Consider the following 24,190-nt stretch of genomic DNA (forward strand, 5'->3'; position numbering starts at 1 on the left):
ACCCTATAAATATATTTTCAAAAAATATAAATCAATATGTAAATATAAAAAATGAAGAAATCCTATGGATTTCTTCTACTAACTATATTTAACACTAGTCCAAATACTCTACTTTTAACTCTACTTTATTTGGTAATTCTTCTAGTTCTGTTTTCACTACAATCATAGGATATGTAATTATTTGTGCCACCACTTCATCAGGTTTTGGATCTCTATATTCAGCATATACTACAAGTGTTTTTTCTTCCTCCTTTTCTTTTAGTTCCAATTTTTTTATATTAACTGAATACCCTGCTGTCTTTTTTTCTCCTCTAGTTACTACCACATAAACTCCATCTTCCAATTTGCAAGTCAATGCCCTTTCCTCTGTTTTATATTTTGGGAGTATCTCCATTAATTTTTGAGGAATTTGGTCTTGTTCTACTATTTCATAGCTCACTCCTTTATCCCCCTCATTGAATAAGAATTTACTCACTATAAATATAAGTGCCAATATCACTATGGCCACTACTATATACAACCTATATTTTTTCATATCATATCCCCCCATTAAATATTTATAACTTAAAATCTCTTATAAATATTTCTATTCAGGAGATGTATTTTTAGAACAAAATAATAACGGTAGCTTAAGCTACCGTTATATATATTAATAAACCTGAAACTATATTCCCTTTATACATTTCACTTTTTCAACAATATTTTCAGCAGTAAGTCCATATTTGACTAATAATTCATCTCCATTACCAGACTCACCAAAGGTATCATTTACAGCAATCCTTATCATGGGCACAGGACAATTTTCAACCAATACCTCCGAAACAGCACTTCCTAATCCGCCAATCTTATTATGCTCCTCAGCAGTTACTATAGCCCCCGTTTCTTTTGCAGCATCAATTATTACCTTCTCGTCTATGGGCTTTATTGTATGCATATCTATTACTCTAATATTTATTGATTCCTTTTTTAGTATTTCTGCTGCTTTTAATGCAGCATTCACCATTATACCTGTAGCAATAACAGTAGCATCACTGCCATCTTTCAATATCTTTGCCTTACCTATTTCAAAGTCAAAATCATCTTCATTATATATTACAGGTACTTTACTTCTACCTAGTCTTATATATACTGGTCCATTATACTCTGCTGCCTTCAATACTGCTTCTTTTGCCTCTACAGCATCAGCAGGATTTATAACTGTCATATTGGGCAATGTCCTCATTAAACTTATATCTTCTAATGCTTGATGGGATGCACCATCTTCTCCAACAGTAAGCCCTGCATGGGTTGCAGCTATTTTTACATTCATCTTAGGATATGCAATGGAATTTCTTATAATTTCATATGCCCTTCCCGTAGCAAAAATAGCAAAACTACTGGCAAATGGTATCATTCCAGCTGCAGCTAACCCTGCTGCGGTACCCATAAGACCTTGTTCTGCTATACCTACATTTACAAACTTTTGTGGACAAACTTCTTTAAACTTAGCAGTTTTAGTAGATTTAGATAAATCCGCATCCAATACCACTACATTTTCATTTTTTTCTGCCAATATCTTTAATGCTTCTCCATACGCCTCTCTTGTTGCCACTTTTTTTGCCATTATATCTCACCCCCTAGTTCTTTAATAGCTATCGATGTTTCTTCATCATCCGGAGCATTTCCATGCCATTCTACTTTATCCTCCATGAAAGACACACCTTTGCCTTTAATAGTCTCCGCTATAATTATAGTGGGTTTTCCTTTTGTATTCTTACTGTGCTCTATAGCATCAAATATTTCATCAAAATTATGTCCATCTATTTTTATCACATTCCAACCAAAGGCTTCCCATTTTTTATCAATAGGGGATATATCCATTATGTCACAATTTTTTCCATCTATCTGCAATCCATTATGGTCTAAAAATACAGTAAGATTATCTAATTTATAGTGGGCAGCCAACATAGCCGCTTCCCACACTATACCTTCTTGAACCTCACCATCTCCTAGCATTGCATAAACTCTATAGTCTTTGCTTCTCATTTTTCCTGCCAAAGCCATTCCATTGGCAGCAGAAAACCCTTGACCTAAAGAGCCTGTGGACATGTCTACACCAGGAGTACCCTTCATATCAGGGTGACCTTGAAGCATTGAATTTATCTTCCTCAAGCTATTAAGTTCCTCCTTAGGAAAATATCCTTTTTCTGCCAAAACTGCATATAATACTGGTGCAGCATGACCCTTTGACAATACAAATCTATCCCTATCTTCCCACTGTGGTTTTTTAGGATCTATATCCATTTCTTTAAAATACAAAGCTGTCATTATTTCACATGCAGATAAAGAACCTCCTGGATGACCAGATTTGGCTTTATTAAGCATGTTTATAATATCTTTTCGTAAGGTACTGGCGATAACCTTTAAATCTTTATATTTATCCATTTTTTACCTCCTATTTAGTTAATACATTCTTGCTACACTATTCTACAATATCTTTACTTGAAAACAATATTTTAAGCATAAACAATGGTAGTACTGTTTGTCTTTTCAGTCTTTTAGGCTCTTTAACCAGTCTATAGAGCCATTCAAGGCCTAATCTCTGATATATATCTGGTGCCCTTTTTACTTTACCAGCCAAAACATCGATAGTACCACCATTACCTATTATGATTTTACATTTGAGTTTATCTTTATTTTTATGAATCCATTTTTCCTGTTTTTCTGCTCCCAATCCTACAAACAATATATCTGTATCACCATCATTTATTTTGTCTATTATATCCATTTCCTCTTTATGACTTTCATACCCTGTATGTACTCCTTTAAAATACCCATTATTTGTTCCCGATATTAATATATTGTCATAATTATCTTTGATTTTTTTAGCAGCTATATCAGCAACGCCCTCTTCTCCACCTAAAAGAAATAACTTTAGCCTCCTAGTATGGGCTATATTAATAATGCCCATAGATATATCAAATCCCGTTACCCTCTCTGGTAATGGATGCTTTTTTATTCTAGATGCATATATAAGACCAATACCATCGGGAACTACCAAGTCTCCTTCATTTAATACTTGTTTAAATTTATTATCTTTTTGTGCATTCATTATAATCTCAGTATTGGGAGTATATATAGTTTTAGTAGCTTCTCCATTTAGAAATTCTTCTACTCTATTTAGTGCACCTTCCATAGTAATTTTATCTATTTTTATTCCCATAATTTTAATAAATTCATTCATAATATCACCTTCTATAGACTAGCTTAATAGCTAAATCTATATTCTTATAAGCCTTATTCTTAAAATCTACTTTATATTTTTCCAAATTAGATTTTATATTTTCCTTATTATTCCATACATCATCTAATAAAGTGCATAGATTTATTAATTCTAGATTTTTCACATTACATTTACTTTTAATTCCTATAGAATCCATAAAACCATCCACTTTGGGGTCATATACTAACCCTACCATAGGCACAGCTTGTGTAGCTGCATAAATTAGAGAGTGCAATCTCATGGCTATAATTATATCCAATTCTCTTATTATGCCCATTATATCTTCAACATTATATTTATTCCTCAGTAAATAACATTTGTCCTTTGCATTACTGAGTATGTCAGTGCTTATCTGTAAATCTTCTGGATAATGCATAGGTATAATTATAATATTTACATCATAATTAGATTTTATATATTCTATAGCTCCAGATATGGTCTTTATTATATTATCTTTATTATTCCATGACCTTAAAGATATACCTATTAAAGGTTTATCCATAGGTATATCCTCTAGTGTAAATATTTCTTTTATTCTTTCCACACTTGAAGGCTCTAAAGTATAAACAGGATCAGCCGTTATAAATATATTTTCATTCTTTATTTCCAAATCTTCTATAGTCTCCTTTGAGTTGGTATCTCTTAATGTTATTAAGTCCACTTTCTCCAAAATTCTCTTGGTCAGCTTCTTATTTATACTCTTCTTTATTGGCCCAATCCCATTGGCATAGACCATAACAGGTTTGTTAAAAAGTTTAGCCAAATATATAAGGGCTAAATAATAAAATAAAGATCTAGTGCTGGTCACATCTTGTAAAAGACTGCCTCCTCCACTAATAAACATATCACAGTCTTTTATTGCACTTATCACATTGAATATATTAAATCTATCTATGGCATTAACATTATATGTTCTTTTAGTATCTTCAGGATCTTTAGAAAGAGCTGTTATATCTATATTTTCATCAGCAGACCTTATATCTTTGACTATAGCCTTTAAAATGGCATCGTCTCCACTGTTATTAAATCCATAATATCCTGAAAGTATCACTTTTTTCCTTTTATCCATGGGATATGACTCCTTTAGTTAAGAAAATATGCTATGAAACTATTTTTTTAGTATAGCTACTACCATTTTTACAAAACATTCTTTAAAAATAGGGGCTTTCGCCAGCGGTTTAAAAAAATTTCTCAATGGTACTTCATTATAGTAATATACCTTAAATTTAGTATTAGGCAATATATTATTAAACCTTTTTATAGTCATCTTATTTATATATGAAAATATCTCTTGTCCTTGATTGTCTTTACCAATTCTAAAGGAAATCCTATTTTCACCATCGGGTAAATCTTTAACTAGTTTCTTATAAACCCCTATTAAAGTATCATCGTCAAAGAACATATGTACCCATGGTATTCCTATGGCATCACTTAGATGGGCACCATAAGGATGATAATATGGTGGAAAGTTTACATACAGTTTTCCCTCTGGTTTAAGCACTCTATAGCATTCATTTAGCACCTCAAGGGGTTTATCCACATGTTCCATGGCATCATTCATTATGATAGTATCAAAGTATTCATCATTAAACGAGGTGTTTGATGCATCTCCTAAAATAAATTCAAATTTGTCCTCTAATCCCAATTCCTTGGCAAGGGCATTTGATTCCTTTTCATATCTTTCAACTACATCTATTCCATATACTTTTTTTACTCCCTGATTAGCATAATATAAAGTCTTCCCTCCTGCTCCACATCCTATGTCTAATACATTCTTATGTAAAAACATGTCCTCAGCACTGTCTTTTTTTAAATAAAATTTTATGGTATCTTGACCCCTTTCATATTGCCACTTGGCATATGTCTTTTTACCATCATTTTGAAGATTAAAGGGGTGTACAGGAAGGGGAAATAAACTATTACCCTTTAGACATAATTTCTCTTTAAAACCCATCTCTTTACTCCTTAGTTTATTATTTGATATCTACCTATTACCATTAAATACACCTTATCTACTGCATGCACTCCTCTACCATCATCACGGGGTACTATAAGCAAATGGTTTTTAGGTATGAGCTGATCTGTTTGAATATCATTAGCAGATGTCACATCAGATAGTCCACCTAATTCACTGCCTACTACCCTACCATTTCCACCTCTGAGGATTATCTGGGTTCCAGATCCTCCTATTAGCTTTTGCCCCTTTTCCAATTCTACTACTTCTAAAGAAGTTGCCTCTTTTGCAGTATTTTGATTCCCTTCATTTCCAATCATTTCTACCTTTTCATCTATGTAGTATTTTAATTGGTCTATTCTTTTTTGTACATAACTCAATGTTACCAATGGGTCATCTTCTGTTCCTGGGTCAGCAAATGTATTTCCTCCTATAAGAGTTGTTACAATAATAAAAGCTATCACCACAGTTGTCAATTTTGATCTATCGAACCATGTTTTCATTAAGATCAGCTCCCCATATTTTAAATATTATCAAATTTTTCAACTTTAGTAGTTCTAAGATACATTATAATCCCTACTAAAATCCAAAAATAAGTTACCATCATAGGTACTTCAAAAACATTTTCAAAAAAGTTATGGGCTAAAACACCCATCATACCTGCTATAGCACCCTGTATTAAATTAACAAAATATTTATCTTGTATTTTAATCACTGTTCTATAGCTCCATATTATCGCTTGATATAGTAAGAACCAAAATGCCATTAATCCTACAATACCCATCTCAACAGCAGTTTTTAAATAATAATTGTCCATATAAAATGTACCAGGTATATCATTGTTCATAGCAACAGCCCCACCGAAATGTCCTAGACCTACTCCAAATAAAGGCTGTTCTTTTAACATCTCTAGACCTGTAATCCATCTTATAAGCCTTCCCCCTTTTAAACTGTTTGAAATATATTGGGGACTTAGCATATAAGTTATTCTATCTACTATAGATGGTACAAAAATAATTACCAGCATACCAGCGATTATTGCAGGTATAATAAGTCTCTTATCCTTCAATAGTATAAATACTAATGCCGCTACCATAAATCCTATCCAAGCACCCCTTGAAAATGTAAATACGAGGCATGCCATCATTACAATAGATCCTATACCATAAAACAATTTTTTCCCAATTTTTTCTTCACCGTATACTAAACCAATAGCCATGGGTACAGTCAATGTCATAAGACTTCCTAAAATATTTGGACTTCCTATTATGGAATAAACCCTAGTTCTCAATCCCTTTTCCATACTATCTACCCAGGTAGCAGGCATTTCAACTCCTACTATATATTGATAAACGCCATGTAGTCCTATAAAAATACCTATTAAAACCAAAATTTTATATAAGTTTCTAGCGCCATTATCAGTCTTTAATACTTGTACAACTAGAAAATACCATAACATATACTGTACTACAGCTCTAAACCCTTCTATGGATATTTTAATATTGGGGGAATTAATTATAAGCAAAAATATGCCTATACCAAAAAAGAATATTAAAGGTGCCTCCATAGGAGTCCATCTATATCCTCTATTTTTGTAATCAATAAATGTTTTATACATCCACATAAGAAATACAAAAATAAATAATAATTCATCCCACAAGCTTCCCAATAATGGACTACCAACATATTGTCTTATAAAAAAGTCTAAAAACACATATAGAGCAACTAAATATATGCTTCTCTGATAATCCAAAAGTAATATAAGGATAGAAAAAGCAATACCCAATGCTATAAATGGAAGGGCTATCCTAGTCATGCCGCCCAATATACCTAATCCAAAGCTCAATATAATTATTACTGCATATATAAATTTCTTCAAAAAAATCACCAACTTAATCAAAAATATATTTATAACATCTATAAATACAACTATCCTTTAACCATATTTGCCATTTATTCCTTATAACCAACATCATAGATGCAACCAAAATTAAAAATATAATCAAAAGCATTCTATAAAAAGTCCACCTATGACTAATGCCTGTAGCCATAACAAATCCCAGTGAAAAAGATGCAATAACAGCCACTATCATCATATATTGTCTATTTCTAAGTTCGTCTTTAAATTCCTTTGTCATACCATATATTATACTATCGTCCATTATATTATTAAAAAATTTAGATATCTTCAATATCCCTCTATCTATTTTGTTTCCTATAGTAGACAATATTTTATATATAAAAGACTTTTTACTGTGGGAAACCTTGTTTATATAATTAATCCACCTGCTATAAATAGCACTATTTTCAATCCAAATATCTATAGTCTCAAATATTTTCTTTATTTTACTATTATTATAACTTATTATAAATGGGTTTATTATCTTAAATATTATACTATTTTTAAAAACCTGTCTTAAGGCAATCATAGTCTTCACACCTTTATTCTATTTCCATGCCAATTACTTCTCCCAGTATCTCTACCTTCTGAGTTTTTACCCAATATTCTCCACCTATTCTTATCTCTTGACCATCTAACTTTATGATGGGTCCACTGACATCAGTTGTCCCTTTTATTACCACTTCAATATCCTTCCAAAGAGGATGTTTAGTAACAACTAATCTTCCATCATCTGTAGGCACTGAATAGTCTCCATCCTCATATGATACAGACTCAATTGTGCCATTAGCATATGTGTTCTTTGCAACCAACTTATCACCTTTACTAAGTGCCTTTGCAGTTTCTTCAGGCTTTAACCTTGCTCTTACGCGAATTGTGACATCTTTAATCTCAGTTTCAGTTCCTAGGGACAAGCCATTCTTACTACCAATCATTTTGTACCCTAAAGCCCCAACAAGAAGGACTATTAAAACTAAAGCCATTAAATCTACTACATTTATTATTCCAAACAGTTTTCCTTTTTTATCAATCATTTAAGTTTTCTCCCTTCTAATATCTCTTTATAAATTTCGATATGTCGTTCTGCCATTTTTCCAGAAGAAAAATCATTCTTTATTTTTTCATAAAATGCTTTTCCTATTTTAAGTCTCAATTCTTCATCTTTAATTAAAGTTAACAAGTATTTCGACATACTCTTATAGTCTCCTGGCTGAAATAAAAAGCCATTTTCTCCGTGGTCTATCATCTTTGATATGCCTCCTACCGAGGAACTCACTGTAGGTTTCTTCTGTCTACCTCCCTCTAATAATGCATAGGGAAAACTCTCACTATAAGATGCCAATACATTTATATCTATGGCATTATAAAAAGAAACAATATCTTCCACATGTCCCAATAAAAATACTTTATCTGTTAAATTGTTTTTTTCAATAAAGTATTCGTATTTTTTTCTATCTGGACCTTCTCCCGCTACAACAAACCTTGCCATGGGATAGTTTTTTATTACTTCTACGGCTCCCTTCAAAAATACATCTATACCTTTCACTGGATGTAATCTAGCTACACTACCAATATATAGAACATCTTCTTCTAAAGATATATTATATTTTTGAAAAAATTCTCTTTTAGTCAATAAATCAGACTCATCATTAAATGAAATCCCATTATATACTTCATATATGACATCTTCATCAAATCCCCTGTCCACTAACATATCTTTAAATGCCTCTGTAACAGCAATATAATAAGATATACCCCTCAAAGCTAGGGAATTAATAGGAGTATAAAATAACTGCTTATACCTATCATTGGTAAAATCTAATTTATAATCACTATGTATAGTAGTAATAATAGGTATCTTTATCCATGGCTTTAATAATATAGCTAAAAAATTAGCCCTTGCACCATGACAATGAAGTATATCAAAATTATTATCATTTATAAATTTAATCATTTTTCTTACTATAAATATATTATACCTCTTTTTTTGAAGCATAATTGTTATAGGTATACCCATTTCCTTTGCTTCTTTAGTAAATACACCTTCCATTATACATAATAGCTGAGCGTCTATTTGTTTATTGAGTTCTTTTAGTAAGGTTAAGACATGGGTTTTGGCACCTCCCGTATCTCCACCAGATATTAAATGAAGTACCCTCATTTTATCTCTGCCTTCCTTATTTATGTTTTTTTATGATATAACATTATCAAATACATCTACCAATCTCTTTGTCAATGCCTTTCTATCAAAACTTTTAACCTTTGTCCAATCTGGATCAATACTTCTTTCTCCTCTTGTCCACTTATTGTATAATTTGCATATATTTTCCTTTATTTTCTCTATATCTCTACTATCAGAAACAAGCCCTGTATCAGTCTCTTTTATAACATCTGCTGCAACACCTTCTTCTGGTACCAATGCTAAAATAGGACGTCCAGTTCTCATATATTCAAAAACTTTTCCAGTATAAAAGGCCTCTGCCCCAGGTCCTGCACCCACTATCAACAGAAGGACATTGGATTTTATTAATTCCTTTATGCTCTCTCTATGTTCCATATAAGGCAATATATGAACCATATTTTCTAGTCCGTATTTTTTTATAAGGGCATCTAGTCTTTTCACTATATAATTACCTATCAATTGAATCTGTATTTTATCTTCTTCTATCTTTCCTTGATGCACTAAATCCTTGATGCTTTGAAAAAATGTCTCTGGACTTCTTCTACCATAAAATGATCCCGTATAAGTTATAACAAACTTATCCCTTTTACAATCTACTTCAGATGTCCCCTGAAAATCTGTTTCATCGTATCCATTGGGTATTACACAAAACTTCTCTTTAGTAAATGGATAACTATCAATGAAGTTCTTCATCATTATAGGGGTATTTGTTATAATATAATTTGCACCTTCCATTATCTGCTTCTCCATATTCCTCTCAATATTCATCCTTAAACTATAATGGGGGTTATCTAATAAATATGGGTTTTTAGTCCATTCATCTCTAAAATCAGCTACCCAAGGTATCTGAGGAAATTTTTTTTTGAGCTTTAGACCCAGTAAATGATCACTATATGGATATGATGTAGTATATATCAAGTCTATATTTTCTTTTCTTATAATATCTATTGCCTTTTTCTCATTAAAAATCTGCCATAAGCGCTCTCCATCAGGAATAAGTATTTTTCTTGCTATTGCCTTGCCTCCAAGCTTTAAAACCCCTGGTAATTCTGTCAAATCCCAAGATTTAGTTCTAATTATCTTTGTATTAGACGGAATATCTCCCAATAAAGTTTCATCCTTCAGCTCTATATTCTTAACTTCCCTAGTAAATACCACAGGCTCCCATTGATACTCAGGCATATATTTAACAAACTTCGTTGTACGTTGCACTCCAGAGCCTCCCATTGGAGGAAATTGATATGCAACCATTAATGCTTTTTTCATATTTTTCATCCCTTATTATTTTTTGCCTAAAAGATAATAATCTAAACCTAAATCATTAACTATGTCTTCACTCCAAAAATTTCTCGTATCTAAAATATTAGGAGTCTTCATAACTCCTTTCATATTTTGAAAGTCTACATTCTTAAAATAGTCATGATTCACAGCTAATACTGCCAAGTCACTATCCTTCAATGCATTATACATATCCTTTTCAATATATTTACAAGTAAATACATGGGGGTCAAATATTGATATATCTATATCATCATCCTGTTCTAGTAAATCAATAAGTTCCAAAACAGGACTTTCTCTCAAGTCATCTATATTAGGTTTATATGTAACCCCAAGTATAGTCACCTTTTTATTATCTTTTATTCCAGACAGTATTTCCTTTATTCTATCATATACATGTGTTGGCATACTATCATTTGTTTTTCTGCTAAGATCTATAATCTTTGCAGTTTTTGGTTGTTTTTCTACTATAAACCAGGGATCTACTGCTAAACAATGTCCCCCTACCCCTGGACCTGGTTGATGTATATTTACTCTAGGATGTTTATTGGCTAATTCTATTACTTCCCATGCATTTATTTTCATACTCTCACATATCTTAGCTAATTCATTGGCCAATGCAATATTCACATCTCTAAAGGTATTTTCCATGAGCTTTGTCATTTCAGCAGTTGTAGGTGTCGTAAGATATATTTCACCCTTTACAAAGGTTCTGTATAATTCCTTTACCGCTTCACAAGATTCCTGATTAACTCCACCAATTATTCTATTATTCTCTTCTAATTCCTTTAATATCCTTCCTGGAAGTACCCTCTCTGGAGAATGGGCAACTAATAAATCTCGTCCCACATCGAGTCCTGACTTTTCTAAAATAGGTATGAGTAAATTTTCAACAGTCCCTGGAGGTGATGTAGATTCTAATATGACAATATTACCCTTTTTCAAACAAGGTACTATAGATTCTGTTGCCGATACTACATATGACATATCAGCAGTCTTGTCTTTATTTATAGGTGTAGGTACTGCAATTATAAATACATCAGCATCTTCAGGGGTACTCCTAGCTACCAAGTTTCCTGATTTAACTGCTGATTGAACCATAATGTCCAAATATGGTTCCTCTATAGTTATTTTACCTTTATTTAATTCACTAACAACTGTATTATTAACATCTACTCCCACTATCTTATGACCATGAGTAGCAAACATAGCAGCAGTAGGAAGTCCTATATATCCAAGTCCTAATATACATATTTTTTTCTTCATCAATATACCACCTTCAAGTTTTAATCTTATAATTAGAGACAATTACACATATAAAAGTTTAACACAGTGATTTGAAAATATCAATATTTTATACCTCCATTATAAAAACTTAAATCCACGTTTTTACACGTGGATTTAAGCACTGTTACCGCCCTTTCAATAATCTTAATATTACCACTGACTATTTCTATGGTAAACAATATTACCACCCACGATGGTTAAATCTACCTTTACATCTTTTATTTCTTCTGGTTCTATTTTGTATAAATTTTTTTCAAGGACTACAATATCTGCATATTTATCCACTTCTAACGTCCCCTTTACATCTTCTTCAAATGATGCATACGCACCCTCAATAGTGAACATTTTTAGTGCCTCCTCTACTCCTATCTTTTGATCAGGAAGCCACCCGTTTTTGGGGTATCCATTAAGGTCTTTCCTTGTTATTGCTGAATACATATTTGGAAGTACATCAAATTTTTCAACTGGTGCATCCGAGCCTCCTGGGGCATGAATCCCCATATCTATCATGCTTTTCCAATTATATGTATGCTTAGCCCTTTCAATGCCAATCCTATTTTCTACTATATGCATATCATAATGTAAAAATATAGGTTGTATATAGGCTACTATATTTAATCTTTTAAATTTTTCTAATAAGTTTAAATCAGTTATTTGACAGTGGACTATTCCGTGTCTATGGTCTTTCTTTGGCTTTTGTTTCAAGGCCCTTTCAAAGCTTTTAAATGCCATATACATAGCTGCATCACCAATACAATGAATAATCACATGCATTCCTTCATCATGTGCTGTCATCACTAATTCATCCAATTTTTCTTGGGAAAACACAGGTATTCCCATTGTCTGGCTATCATCTACATAGGGAACTGTCATATAAGCTGTGCGAGCACCTAAAGAACCATCTGACAACAATTTCAAAGGTCCAATTTTATAGTATTCATTTCCCCATCCCGTATTATATCCCTTATTTAAAAACTCTTTTAACCTTTCAATATCTGGTATTAGACACTGTTCATAAATCCTTGCTTTTAATCTTTTTTCTTCAACCAATTCTGTGTATGCCTTTATTACTTTTTCATACTCCTTTTTAGGAAGTTGTTCAAAGTCATCTGTTTGTATTGAAGTAATCCCTTGTTTAACAGCATCGTCAATGCCCTTAGTTATCATTTCTTTTACTTTATCAATGTCTGGATCTGGTATGATTCCATAAATCAAATCCAATGCATTTTCTCTAAATATACCTAAGGGTTCTCCACTCTTATCTATATCAAATTTTCCTCCTGAGATCTGTTGAGATTTTTTATTGATACCTGCTATTTCCAATGCCTTAGAATTTACAACAGCCACATGACCACAGGCCCTAGTATAACACACTGGAAATTCAGTAGATATTTTGTCTAAATCATATCTATTGGGAAATCTATTCTCTGTAAAAAAATCATTATTCCACCCTCTTCCAAGTATCCAATCGCCTTCTTTTAAATCCCTGTTTTCCCTGGCATTATTTCCCAAGGTTATCAAATCATCTATTGAAGAGGCATTATTTAAATCCACCTTTGCTCTAGTATAACCGTAGTTTAATAAATGCATATGACTATCTATAAATCCTGGGACTACAAATCTACCTTGTAAATCTATAAGTCTTGTATCCTTATCTGTTAATTTAAGTATGTCTTTGTTATTTCCAATAGCATAAACTTTATTTTTCTTTATAGCAATAGCTTCAGCTTTAGTTCCTTCATCATCTAGAGTATAGACATCACCATTAAACAATATAATATCCACGATCTTCCCTCCTAAAATCACTGATTCCACCCCAAATACTTATAATATTAATCACATGTTTCCATCCAAAACATTTTTCAAAGATTCCCTAATCTTCCCCCCTATGCCCACCACTCTATTAGCAGTAATCATAGAGTTTAATATTGCTTCTTCCTCACATTCAGCTACTGCTCTAAAAATTATATCTATTTTATTCTCATTTATAACCTTTAATGAAAGAATCTCTTGATCATATCTAATGGTATTTCCAGTAGAAAAAGCAATAACTATTTCACCACTTCCATTACCTATAAAAGATCCTGTTCTTGATAATCCTACTACTGTTCTTTTACATATTCTTTTTAATTGTCTACTGCTAAGGGGAATATCTGTGGCTATAACAGATATTATAGATCCCAGACTATTTTTGTCTTCCACATTTAGTTCTTCATAGATTTTTCTTCCAACATTTCTCCCATCAATAGTCAAATCCTTTAATTTTCCATGATTAGACAGTACTAAAATACCAACAGTATATTTTTCATCATCTAGCATTATAGTCCTTGAAGCAGAGCCAATTCCACCTTTTAACTGATGACAACTCATACCCTTTCCAGCACCCACATCTCCCTCTTGAAAATCTACTTTTGCATCTTTTATAGCCTTAAATACATGCTCCTGTTTTACTGCTCTCATTTGAATATCATTCAAATAGCTATCATTACATTCAGCTATTATTGGATTTATACTTTTAATTTCAAGTCCATCTTTTTTAGATTTTTCTATCATATATTCCACCACTGCATCATGTACTAATCCCACATTTAATGTATTAGTTAACGCAAGGATAGACTCTAAGGTTCCTAGCTCATCAATTTGTATAAGTCCCAAGGTTTTTCCATATCCGTTTATTACATGTGATGCAGCAACTAGCTTATTTTGGTATATATTATCCTCTGTTGGCAATATTACTGTTATACCTGTTTTATTTTCAGAGGTATCAATGGTACAATGACCTACCCTTATACCCTTAACATCAGTAATTTTATTTTTTTTGCCCTTTGGTAATATGCCAATATTTATTCCATAGCTGTCTATTCTTTTTTTTCCCTGCATATTAGACATCTCCCTTAGATATTTCAAATAGTATTACATTTTATTTGGCAATCTTTATATGCTATCCTTAATAATAGATCGTTATTTCAGAATATTGTGATTAGTCAATGTCAAACTCCCTTATTGCATACCTAATTTTACCAGAATTTGAAGTGGGAATATCCTTCATATATTTTACATTTACCTCTTCTACTCCTAAAACATTTTCAATTTCTTCAACAAAATTATCTATATCCTTTTGTTTAAACTTACTACTTTTAACCACCTTGAGAGTAGCCTTCTCATTGCTATGCTGTATAAATTGAAACTGTTTTATACTACTCATATTTCTGGCTATATGATTCCAATAATGTCCATGTACCATTTTTCCATCTTTAGATATAAACATTTCATCTTCTCTACCTTCTATAGACTCTAATATAGGAAGATTAATCTCACATTGGGTCTCTTTATTAGATATAATGGCCATATCCCCCAATTGATATCTTAATCTAGGCATAGCAAAGTTATTTAGATCTGTTACTAAAACTAATCCCCTATTTCCTATTTCAACAGGTTTTTTAGTCTGTATATCAACTATTTCTAGCACTAAATTTTCAGCAGATATATGCATATGTCCTTTGGGACATTGGTATGCTATTATCCCACCATCTCTAGCGCCATACTCATTAATTACAGGACAATTAAATGCCCTTTCTATAGCTTTTCTCTGATAGTCATGGAGTGTTTCTGCTGTAGATAGTACTCCCTTCAAAGGTATATTTACATATATATTTTTATCCATCAATATTTTTGAAAATGCATATAGTGCTGATGCATAACCATAGATATATTTCGGCTTAAACTTATTTATTTTATCTACATATTCATTCATTTTTTTAGAATTTATATCATATGCAGGAAGTATAATCCTATTTTTAAGAAATCTTTCTTTTAATTTATACTTAATATCCGATGCCTTAGACAGTTCAATAGGCGAACCCCATATCATCACAGATGGATCACTGGGTTCTATTCCCCACCACGATAGACTCCTCCACCTAGCAGCTTCATAATGCTCCACAGTATATCTATCTAAATAAAATTTCACTGGCTCCCCTGTAGATCCTCCTGTATTATTATGTATCAAAGTATTTTTATCTACAGTTTTACTAATATATCTATCATGATCTATTAAAAACTTTTCCTTTGTCAACACAGATATCTGTCTCAATCCCTCATAAGGATCTTTATTTATTACTCCCCTCAAATCTTTAAATTCTTCATATGCAGGCACATTATCTATACAATGCAATAATAATTTCTTTAATTTTCCACGCTGTAATTTATATATCTGTTGACTAGATAGCTTGTCACTATGTTTTAATTCCCTTATATATTGTCTAATCTTATTAGCTTTGTGTTTTTCCATATATGGATATACTAATTTATCTATAAAAATTTTGTTGAATCCCATCTATTTCACCTCTATTTTTTAACTTTAAAATTATTATATCACTTAAAATAATTTACAAAACAAAAAACCTGAAGAAATTTCAGGTTTTAAACTGTTATGATTATAATAAAGGGATAGATAGGTATTAGTTAGTAGGTATTAGCTAGTAGTTAGTAGTTGATGGTATAAGCAGAGAACCCAAATCTTTATTATGATCTGGAGTGAATCGCTTAGTGGTAAAGTAAGGAATCTAAAGAAAGTAAAAAGGAAGTTTGTAGAAACTAGGTTCAAAAAATACAAAAACCTAGAAAATATCTAGGTTTTTTGTTTCAATTAATAATCAATTTACATATTGATCAAAATAAAATCTTAAATTTTATTAAAAGTCTATTAATCCAATACTTATTTTTAAGCACTCATTAACTCTATCCATCATATCTTCATCAAATTCACCAATTCTTTCCCTAAGTCTCTTCTTATCTACAGTTCTTATCTGTTCTAAAAGAACAACTGAATCCTTGGGAAGTCCATATTCAGTAGCTTTAATCTCTATATGAGTAGGCAATTTAGCCTTATTAATCTGAGATGTTATAGCAGATACAATGGTGGTGGGGCTATATTTATTCCCCACATCATTTTGTATCACTAATACAGGTCTAACTCCACCTTGCTCCGAGCCAATAACTGGGCTTAAATCGGCATAGAAAATATCTCCTCTTTTAATCAAATCATTCACATCCTGTCAAATTGGCTTCATATTTACAGAGGTCTTTATTATCTTTTTCTAAACCCATCTCAGCAAATGTTAGATTTATACTAGCCATTTCCATATACCCATCTCTAAGTTCTTCTCTGATTTGAACTCTTTTTCTTTCTCTTATATACAGTTTCATGGCCTCTCTGATAAATTCACTCCTATTTTTTTTCTCAATACATATTATGCCATCGATTTCCTTAAGTAAGGTATCGGGTAAACTTATCATAATTCGTTTTGTTTCGGCCATACCAGCACCTCCAGGTTTACATATAATAGCAGACATGTTACCATTTTATAGGTTTATTATATTCATACTTATCTCAGCATATACTAGATTATATATTAGTCTCTTAAGTTATGTCAACCTAAAAAGACTGTCGAGATTTATAAAAAAATGTATTTAACTTTTTTATTTTAGTATGTAGTCTCTTATGTAAACTATTTCATTTGCTTCTTTATAAACCCTTGGAACCCTTTTTGAAATCATACATACAATTTCATAGTTTATAGTTCCCAACATAGAAGCAATTTCATCTATATGAGGTTCGTTTTTGGAACCATCTCCAAATAACAATATCTCATCTCCTGGAGATACCTTTTCTATATTAGTTATATCAAACATACACTGGTCCATACATATTCTTCCCACATTTGGTACTCTTATACCATTAATCGCACCTTCCACCTTATTACTAAGAAGTCTAGTATATCCATCTGCATATCCTATGGGTACTGTTCCTATCTTAGTCTTAGAGTCTGTGACATATATATGACCATAACTAATTCCTGTATTTTCTTCTATTTCCTTCACATGGGATATCTTTGCTTTTAGTGTCATAGCAGGTTTTAGATCTATTCTGGATTTATGTACATCTTCTGAAGGATATAATCCATAAAGAATAATCCCAGCTCTAACCATATCCATATTATATTCAGGTAAATCTATTATGGCTGCACTATTAGACACATGCTTGATGGGAATTTTAATACCTCTCTTTTCTAATTCACTTACCATCCATTGAAATCTTTCAAATTGTATTTTAGTTGTAGTTTTATCTTCATCATCAGCTAATGCAAAATGTGTAAACAATCCTTCTATTTCCAAATTAGGAAGATTACTCATTTTTAGTATTTCATCTGCAGAATCCTCATTAGGCAAATATCCTATTCTGCTCATACCTGTGTCCACTTTCACATGAACCTTAGCTGTCTTTTGAAGTTTAATAGCTTCATCTGAAATAGCTTTAGCTTGTTCATATTTATATACTGCAGAAATTATATTATGTTCCACTAAGGCTTTAGACTGATATTCAGGGGTATATCCCAATATTAAAATAGGAGCTTCTATATTTGAATTTCTTAATTCTATAGCCTCTGATAATGTTGCAACAGCTAATCTATCTGCTCCATTCTTTAAAAATGTATTGGCAACAATTGCGGCTCCATGCCCATATGCATCTGCTTTAACTACCGCAGTAACTAAAGATTCTTTCCTTGTAATCCTTCTCACTTCTTTTATATTATGGGCTAAATTATCTAAATTAATCTCTGCCCAAACAGGTCTAGTTTCTTTTTGTGACATTACACTTCCCCCTCATTCTTTTGTTAGATTGTCAAAAATACATTATTTTAAGTTATCTATTTCAATATCGGGATTATATATAAAATCCTCATAATAAACTTCTACTGTAATTTTATCATTTTTGTCTAAAATTATCATCTTTAAAGGGGAAAAATTTTTTTTATTTATCCAAAGTTCAGCATAATCCCTGTATTTATTACTTCCACCTACTGAAGTCGTCAATACAAAATATTCTATATCGTCTATATTTTTACAATTAATCTGTGAATCTTCTCCAGTAATAAAGTCTTCTAAAAACTTTCCCATATATGTATTATATTCTTCTATCTGTTCAATATTCTTAATAAGAAAATCATTTTTGATTTGAGGGTTGTGTATCCAGGCATTTTCACCATCATTTACAATCTTCTGTTCTATTTTATCATTTTTATTGACAAATTCAATTATGTATTTATTGGGATTTTCATAGAATTCCTTAACTCTATATACCCTTTTATCTTTATTACTTAATGTATGAATATCTCCAACACAGCTATACGATTGCATATTATTCAATTTCTTTTGTAATTCATAGGAAACTTCATCATTAGTTGGCTCTGTACATCCAATTAATAGTAGCGTAAAAATCAACAAACCAACCAATAATCGGTTCAAAAATACACCTCCTTTCAATATTTGAACCCTTTATATATACTTTAATATATCTGATCTAGCTATAATTCCCACTAATTCATATTCATCATTAATTACTGGCACTCTATTTATATTCTTATCTAACATTATATTTACTATGCTCCTAATATCATCACTCTCCTTAACCTTTATAACTGGAGTAGTCATAATATCTTTTACTTTATCAGAGGCCATTTTCCTTAGCTGTCCTTCAAATTTTTTTATGCTTTCCAACATTATGAATCCACCTAATAATGAAATATATGCAGGCATTTTTATATCTTTATCTTTGAACATTAGATCAGCCTCTGTTACAATACCTACCACCTTATTTTTCTCATCTACTACTGGTACGCCACTTATTTCTTGTTGCAATAAAATTTTTGTCACCTTTTCTGCAGTATCATTGGGGTTTACCGTTACAACTTCTTTTGTCATTATATCTTTAGCATTCAAAGAAAACACCTCCTTAATTTTTCATAACAGACATTATCGCATAGGGAATATAATTAATTATGTCCCCAGCAATAATGCCATATTCTCCCTTATCATATGCTGCCATATCTCCAGATAGACCATGAATATATGCGCCAAAACAAGCTGATTCAAATGCTGGTATGCCTTGACCTATAAAACTAGTTATAACGCCAGTAAGCACATCTCCACTTCCTGCAGTAGCCATACCTGGGTTTCCTGTTGTATTTACAATATACTTATCTTTATAGCTTACAATAGTATTATTACCCTTTAAAACCACGATTACATCATATTTTTTAGATATTTTTTTTGTCCAATACAATCTATCTTTCTGTATAGCTGATATATCCACATCGGCCAGTCTAGACATCTCACCTGGATGTGGAGTTATTATAGTAGTTCCTTTTCTATCTTTTAGTATATCCATATCTTCAGCTACACAATTTAATCCATCGGCATCTAATACTATGGGCGTATCTATAGACAATAATATATCCTTAACTATTGCCTTTATATCTATATCTATATTCAACCCTGGTCCCAATCCAATAGCATCCGACTGCTTAACAGAATTTTTCAAATACTCCAATGATTTTAATACAAATCTACCCTTTCCATAGTCTTCAATGGGCACTGTCATTACCTCTGTAGTTTTTATTTCCATTATAGTGTTAAGACTTTTAGGTATTACAGAGCGAACAATACCACTTCCCGTCCTCAATGCAGCTGTGGATGCCAAATAATTAGCCCCTGTCATGCCTATACTTCCTCCTATTATAGCTACATTTCCAAAACTACCTTTATGACTGGAAACATCTCTATTTGGAAGCATAATACTTGTTCTTATATCTTTTATAATATGTTCTTTTTCATCTATTTCTTCTTCACATATAGCAAATGCCAATGCATATTTATCTATATGAGTTATGGACAGATGTATCTGTGAAATGTACAACTCCTTAGCCATAATTAATGCATTATTATGTAGATTCACAATAGGTGTTCCTTCTTTTTTATGGCTAATTTCAATGTCATGCCATGAAAACCCCTTTATACCAGTACCTATAGCCTTACTAACAGCTTCCTTTGCAGCAAACATACCTGCTATAGTTTTTGTATTATCATTTTTCTGATGTATATATTTCTGCTCTTTTACTGTAAATATTTTCTGTAAAAACCTATCTCCTTTTTTCAATGCATTTTCTATTCTATTTACTTCTATTATATCTATTCCATTCCCCTTAATCATTATGCATCTCTCCAAATTTTCAAAGCATTTTTTTGTCTAATTTTTCCATCTCATCTGGTCCTATTATACCATGAATAAACCTATATATCATATTTATTCTCTCTTCATAATCATTTTTTTCATCAATCAACACCTTAAGCCTATTTCTCAACTGTTCTACTTCTTCATTAGCCTCCTCTAGTTTTCTACCATCTTCTTTGAGTATTTTATAGCCTTGCTTTATTGTCGCCTCCAACAGTTCAAAATTAGTTTGTCTTATTTCATTAGGAAGGGTTTCCGACTTAAAGGTAAGTTCTTCTATTTTTTCATTTATTTCTATCAGTCTTTGTTGACTTTCATCTAGATTAATTACCGCATTTTCATCATGTTTATTATTAATCCTATGAGAATAATTCAATATGGATGCCATTACTTTTCCCTTTTCTTTCTTTAATTTAGACAAACTCCTATTAGTTTCCTTCATTTCTTTTGTTAATTCCTTTAACTGTTCGCTATATGCACTTATACTCCTGTCCTTAACATCTTTAAATAGTTTTTTCCAAATTTCATCATTTATGAGCAAAGGTACATTGTTTTTCATAATATTATTATAGTCTATATCTATATCTTTAGAAAACATCACTTTTCCCCTTTCCTTAGTTCTTAGTTCTTAGTTCTTAGGTCTTAGGTCTTAGGTCTTAGGGGTGGTAGCCAAACTCTATTTCCTAATAACTAACAGCTAAGAACTAAGAACTGTATCTATATACCTAAATTATATCTTATCTATAAATATTGTTAAATAGTATATTAGCCTAGTTTTATAAACGTATTATGGCTTTTTATACAAATTTACATATACTAATAAAAGATAGTTATTAATCAATAATTAATAAAAGAGGCGTTTTCTATGAATATAAATAAAGAGATATTCAATCTCATATCAACAGATGTCTTTAAAAGTTTAATAAGTTCCGATTTAGTAACTATAGGAAAACTTAATGCAGCAATAAATCTATTAATAAAGGCCCGTATACCCTTTGATATAGAATATTCTCCAGGAACTCGTAGAGAAGCCACTGCAGCACAGCTTACAATATACATAAATCCAACAACTACCATAAACATAACTATATCCTTTGAAGGAGGAGGTAGTATATTTTCAGGGTTCGAATAAGAAATCTTTGAATGAATTTGAATATTTTGTAAAGTATTATATAATAATATTAAAATAATATATTATACTGGAGGGATTTATATGAAAAAGATTGTATTGGGGATACAAGTGGATAATAGGTTTGATAATGTTTCACAAGTCCAAAATTTACTTACTAAGCATGGATGTATAATTAAAACTAGATTAGGACTCCATCAACAAAAAGAATATGATCAGGACTGTACAGAAAAGGGCCTTATAATTTTAGAACTTGTGAATAATTGTGGAGATAGATGCAAAGAATTAGAAGAAGAATTATCTAAATTGGACAATATAATAGTACGAAAAATGGAATTTTAAAAGGGGCCCTTGGCCCCTTTTATTAACTATATTAACCCTATTATTTTTTCACTCCTGCTGATATTTTTATATTTTTTTGATGAGTTTTATCTACAGTTCCATCCTTATGCCTAGTACTATTTAAAAAATGCACATCAAAAACACCATGCATACCATTATTTTTTACATAATCAAGGTTAATACCATATCCATAGTTTCCGCTTCTCCAGCTTGTATAAGCTCCTCCCTTTACTCTGTCATCACCTGCATGGGGCATACCTGCCACACTGGCTGCTATTCTTCTACCATTATATTCTATAATAGCAGGTCTTTTTTCCCAATTAAAACTTCCTCCCCATATTTTTTTCATCTTTTTTGTGTTTTCCAAAGTTAAAGTCTCTACATCGGCATGATTAGAGCCTACAGTTCTTTTAGCCATAAAATACTCACCTGTATAAAAGTCTACAATTTTAAATACTGCTCCTCGGGGCACAACGTATCGTGCTCCACTCCACCAGTCTAGATATTCTCCATATTTCTCTCCTGCTTTTTCTACTATGGGCACATTATTTATAGGTATTTTTACCTTTTGCTTAGGATAAAGGTAGTCATTTTCATCCATATTATTAATGTTCAGAAAATCCTTCATAATTACTCCGAATTTATCACTTACATTCCAAGATGTATCTCCAAATTGCACAGTATAATAAAAATAATTATTGCTCTCTGGAATAATTATATACTGACCTGGAAATATTGTAGTATTCTGATTGGCATTATTGGCAGTCATCATACTATTTAAAGATACTCCATACTTATTACTTAGTTTCCAATATGTATCACCATATTTTACCTGATAGTTCCATGCATAGGACATAGAATTTGCACCTATAATAGTAATTGCTACAGTTCCTAATACAATTTTTTTCATGAATCTTTTCATATACTACCTCCTAAATTTTAGTCTGCAATCTATATTCTATAATCCTCCTTCATAACCTTTATGTAAATTAAACCATGACAAGCAATAATATCCCAATATTATTACAATTTCATCATTTGCCTTTTGATTCAAAGGTTTAGCATTATTGCCAAAGGTTATAATGTATACTATAATATATACATGTGAATATATTTTCATATATAGTGGAGGGAATTTGATATGAATAAAAATTCATGTATTGAATCAGCAATACATAAAGATATTGTAACTAAGGTTATAGAAAATATGCCCAATGAAGAAAATCTCTATAATTTGGCAGATTTTTTTAAAGTTTTTGGAGATGGCACTAGGATAAAAATTATCTGTGCCCTATTTCAATCGGAAATGTGTGTTTATGATATTGCCAATATACTAGATATTAGTCAATCGGCTGTATCTCATCAACTAAGGATGTTAAAACAAAATAGTGTAGTTAAATATAGAAAGGAAGGAAAAATGGTCTTCTATTCATTAGATGATCAGCATATAAAAGATATAGTATATACAGGATTGTCCCACATAAATCACAAGTGAACTTACCACCGAGACAAGCAACGGTGGCTTCTTTGTAAGAAGTTTGGTATTTAACTTTCGACCTTAGCAGGCAACCCTTATTCTTAACGGGCGAGAACACTTGCCCTTATCCCTCATAGTCTCAACTAACTTGGGAATACATTTTTCTTCTTTTCTTAATATGTTTAGACTACCATTCACGTCCGAATTTACCAATCCAAAACTTGACTTAAATAGTCCTCTTACTACTCTACGAGATTTATCATATGTCTTTTTAGTTATCGGCTCTAAGTCAAAGGCACTGCAACC

27 protein-coding genes and 1 pseudogene are annotated in these 24,190 nt (G+C 31.5%); 3 read left to right on the top strand and 25 right to left on the bottom strand.

The window, feature by feature from the left end; all coding sequences use genetic code 11:
• Positions 1 to 94: 94 nt before the first annotated feature.
• The 23 genes from Q326_RS0106470 to Q326_RS0106580 all read right to left on the bottom strand — a co-directional run bounded on the left by Q326_RS0106470 (position 95) and on the right by Q326_RS0106580 (position 21,534).
• Positions 95 to 535 (bottom strand): protease complex subunit PrcB family protein, encoded by a 441-nt coding sequence (locus Q326_RS0106470; protein ID WP_026894634.1) that lies wholly within the window; start codon positions 533 to 535, stop codon positions 95 to 97.
• Between the two features lie 129 nt (positions 536 to 664).
• Complete coding sequence (locus Q326_RS0106475; RefSeq protein WP_026894635.1) at positions 665 to 1,603, bottom strand: transketolase family protein; 939 nt, start codon at positions 1,601 to 1,603, stop codon at positions 665 to 667.
• Positions 1,603 to 2,424, bottom strand: a complete 822-nt coding sequence (locus tag Q326_RS0106480) for a transketolase (protein WP_026894636.1) — start codon at positions 2,422 to 2,424, stop codon at positions 1,603 to 1,605. The genes Q326_RS0106475 and Q326_RS0106480 overlap by 1 nt, the downstream gene beginning before the upstream one ends.
• Before the next feature lie 37 nt (positions 2,425 to 2,461).
• Positions 2,462 to 3,223, bottom strand: a complete 762-nt coding sequence (locus tag Q326_RS0106485; RefSeq protein WP_026894637.1) for a WecB/TagA/CpsF family glycosyltransferase — start codon at positions 3,221 to 3,223, stop codon at positions 2,462 to 2,464.
• A 4-nt stretch (positions 3,224 to 3,227) separates the two neighbouring features.
• Entirely contained in the window at positions 3,228 to 4,331 is a 1,104-nt protein-coding gene (gene csaB, locus Q326_RS0106490; RefSeq protein ID WP_026894638.1) for a polysaccharide pyruvyl transferase CsaB, read from the bottom strand.
• Between the two features lie 39 nt (positions 4,332 to 4,370).
• The gene (locus Q326_RS0106495) at positions 4,371 to 5,216 is read right to left on the bottom strand and encodes a class I SAM-dependent methyltransferase (RefSeq protein ID WP_026894639.1); all 846 of its coding nucleotides are present in this window, start codon (positions 5,214 to 5,216) and stop codon (positions 4,371 to 4,373) included.
• An 11-nt stretch (positions 5,217 to 5,227) separates the two neighbouring features.
• Positions 5,228 to 5,719 (bottom strand): hypothetical protein, encoded by a 492-nt coding sequence (locus Q326_RS0106500; RefSeq protein WP_034601424.1) that lies wholly within the window; start codon positions 5,717 to 5,719, stop codon positions 5,228 to 5,230.
• Positions 5,720 to 5,739: 20 nt separating this feature from the next.
• Positions 5,740 to 7,095, bottom strand: coding sequence for an O-antigen ligase family protein (locus Q326_RS0106505; protein ID WP_026894641.1), 1,356 nt, complete (start codon positions 7,093 to 7,095; stop codon positions 5,740 to 5,742).
• A gap of 13 nt (positions 7,096 to 7,108) precedes the next feature.
• Positions 7,109 to 7,645: a hypothetical protein gene (locus Q326_RS0106510; RefSeq protein WP_026894642.1), complete on the bottom strand. Its 537-nt coding sequence runs from the start codon at positions 7,643 to 7,645 to the stop codon at positions 7,109 to 7,111.
• Between the two features lie 13 nt (positions 7,646 to 7,658).
• A complete protein-coding gene (locus Q326_RS0106515) occupies positions 7,659 to 8,150 on the bottom strand; it encodes a DUF4330 domain-containing protein (protein WP_026894643.1) in 492 nt (163 codons plus the stop codon).
• A complete protein-coding gene (locus tag Q326_RS0106520; RefSeq protein WP_026894644.1) occupies positions 8,147 to 9,277 on the bottom strand; it encodes a glycosyltransferase family 4 protein in 1,131 nt (376 codons plus the stop codon). Before Q326_RS0106520 ends, Q326_RS0106515 begins: the two co-directional genes overlap by 4 nt.
• A 30-nt stretch (positions 9,278 to 9,307) precedes the next feature.
• The gene (locus Q326_RS0106525; RefSeq protein WP_026894645.1) at positions 9,308 to 10,564 is read right to left on the bottom strand and encodes a glycosyltransferase; all 1,257 of its coding nucleotides are present in this window, start codon (positions 10,562 to 10,564) and stop codon (positions 9,308 to 9,310) included.
• Between the two features lie 15 nt (positions 10,565 to 10,579).
• Positions 10,580 to 11,842, bottom strand: a complete 1,263-nt coding sequence (locus Q326_RS0106530) for a nucleotide sugar dehydrogenase (RefSeq protein WP_026894646.1) — start codon at positions 11,840 to 11,842, stop codon at positions 10,580 to 10,582.
• A gap of 171 nt (positions 11,843 to 12,013) precedes the next feature.
• Positions 12,014 to 13,648 carry an amidohydrolase gene (locus Q326_RS0106535; protein ID WP_034601428.1) on the bottom strand — a complete coding sequence of 545 codons (1,635 nt, stop codon included), beginning with the start codon at positions 13,646 to 13,648 and terminating at the stop codon, positions 12,014 to 12,016.
• Positions 13,649 to 13,699: 51 nt separating this feature from the next.
• Positions 13,700 to 14,743, bottom strand: a complete 1,044-nt coding sequence (locus Q326_RS0106540) for a P1 family peptidase (RefSeq protein ID WP_026894648.1) — start codon at positions 14,741 to 14,743, stop codon at positions 13,700 to 13,702.
• 100 nt (positions 14,744 to 14,843) lie between these two features.
• The gene (locus tag Q326_RS0106545) at positions 14,844 to 16,199 is read right to left on the bottom strand and encodes a phenylacetate--CoA ligase family protein (protein WP_026894649.1); all 1,356 of its coding nucleotides are present in this window, start codon (positions 16,197 to 16,199) and stop codon (positions 14,844 to 14,846) included.
• 358 nt (positions 16,200 to 16,557) lie between these two features.
• A complete protein-coding gene (locus Q326_RS0106550) occupies positions 16,558 to 16,905 on the bottom strand; it encodes a type II toxin-antitoxin system PemK/MazF family toxin (protein ID WP_034601431.1) in 348 nt (115 codons plus the stop codon).
• Between the two features lies 1 nt (position 16,906).
• Positions 16,907 to 17,182 carry a CopG family ribbon-helix-helix protein gene (locus tag Q326_RS0106555; protein WP_026894651.1) on the bottom strand — a complete coding sequence of 92 codons (276 nt, stop codon included), beginning with the start codon at positions 17,180 to 17,182 and terminating at the stop codon, positions 16,907 to 16,909.
• Positions 17,183 to 17,344: 162 nt separating this feature from the next.
• Entirely contained in the window at positions 17,345 to 18,517 is a 1,173-nt protein-coding gene (alr, locus tag Q326_RS0106560; protein ID WP_026894652.1) for an alanine racemase, read from the bottom strand.
• 42 nt (positions 18,518 to 18,559) lie between these two features.
• Positions 18,560 to 19,171: an outer membrane lipoprotein carrier protein LolA gene (locus Q326_RS0106565; protein ID WP_026894653.1), complete on the bottom strand. Its 612-nt coding sequence runs from the start codon at positions 19,169 to 19,171 to the stop codon at positions 18,560 to 18,562.
• A 30-nt stretch (positions 19,172 to 19,201) separates the two neighbouring features.
• Positions 19,202 to 19,645, bottom strand: a complete 444-nt coding sequence (locus Q326_RS0106570) for a CBS domain-containing protein (protein ID WP_026894654.1) — start codon at positions 19,643 to 19,645, stop codon at positions 19,202 to 19,204.
• A gap of 13 nt (positions 19,646 to 19,658) precedes the next feature.
• Entirely contained in the window at positions 19,659 to 20,915 is a 1,257-nt protein-coding gene (locus tag Q326_RS0106575; protein WP_026894655.1) for an NAD(P)H-hydrate dehydratase, read from the bottom strand.
• 19 nt (positions 20,916 to 20,934) lie between these two features.
• A complete protein-coding gene (locus tag Q326_RS0106580) occupies positions 20,935 to 21,534 on the bottom strand; it encodes a coiled-coil domain-containing protein (protein WP_026894656.1) in 600 nt (199 codons plus the stop codon).
• 267 nt (positions 21,535 to 21,801) lie between these two features.
• Between Q326_RS0106580 and Q326_RS0106585 the strand changes: the two genes are divergently transcribed.
• Together Q326_RS0106585 and Q326_RS0106590 are read left to right on the top strand one after the other, a co-directional pair.
• The gene (locus tag Q326_RS0106585; protein WP_034601434.1) at positions 21,802 to 22,068 is read left to right on the top strand and encodes a hypothetical protein; all 267 of its coding nucleotides are present in this window, start codon (positions 21,802 to 21,804) and stop codon (positions 22,066 to 22,068) included.
• Positions 22,069 to 22,149: 81 nt separating this feature from the next.
• The gene (locus Q326_RS0106590) at positions 22,150 to 22,407 is read left to right on the top strand and encodes a CPF_0552 family protein (protein ID WP_026894658.1); all 258 of its coding nucleotides are present in this window, start codon (positions 22,150 to 22,152) and stop codon (positions 22,405 to 22,407) included.
• Between the two features lie 40 nt (positions 22,408 to 22,447).
• On the opposite strand, the gene Q326_RS16885 is transcribed toward Q326_RS0106590, so the two are convergent.
• A complete protein-coding gene (locus Q326_RS16885) occupies positions 22,448 to 23,329 on the bottom strand; it encodes a LysM peptidoglycan-binding domain-containing protein (RefSeq protein WP_034601437.1) in 882 nt (293 codons plus the stop codon).
• 219 nt (positions 23,330 to 23,548) lie between these two features.
• On the opposite strand from Q326_RS16885, the gene Q326_RS0106600 reads away from it, so the two are divergent.
• Entirely contained in the window at positions 23,549 to 23,902 is a 354-nt protein-coding gene (locus tag Q326_RS0106600; RefSeq protein WP_026894659.1) for an ArsR/SmtB family transcription factor, read from the top strand.
• Between the two features lie 63 nt (positions 23,903 to 23,965).
• Here Q326_RS0106600 and Q326_RS18670 read toward each other — a convergent pair.
• Positions 23,966 to 24,190: pseudogene (locus Q326_RS18670) on the bottom strand (hypothetical protein); the annotation flags it as partial.

It is taken from the genome of Clostridiisalibacter paucivorans DSM 22131 (assembly GCF_000620125.1).
Taxonomy (GTDB): Bacteria; Bacillota; Clostridia; order Tissierellales; family Clostridiisalibacteraceae; genus Clostridiisalibacter; species Clostridiisalibacter paucivorans.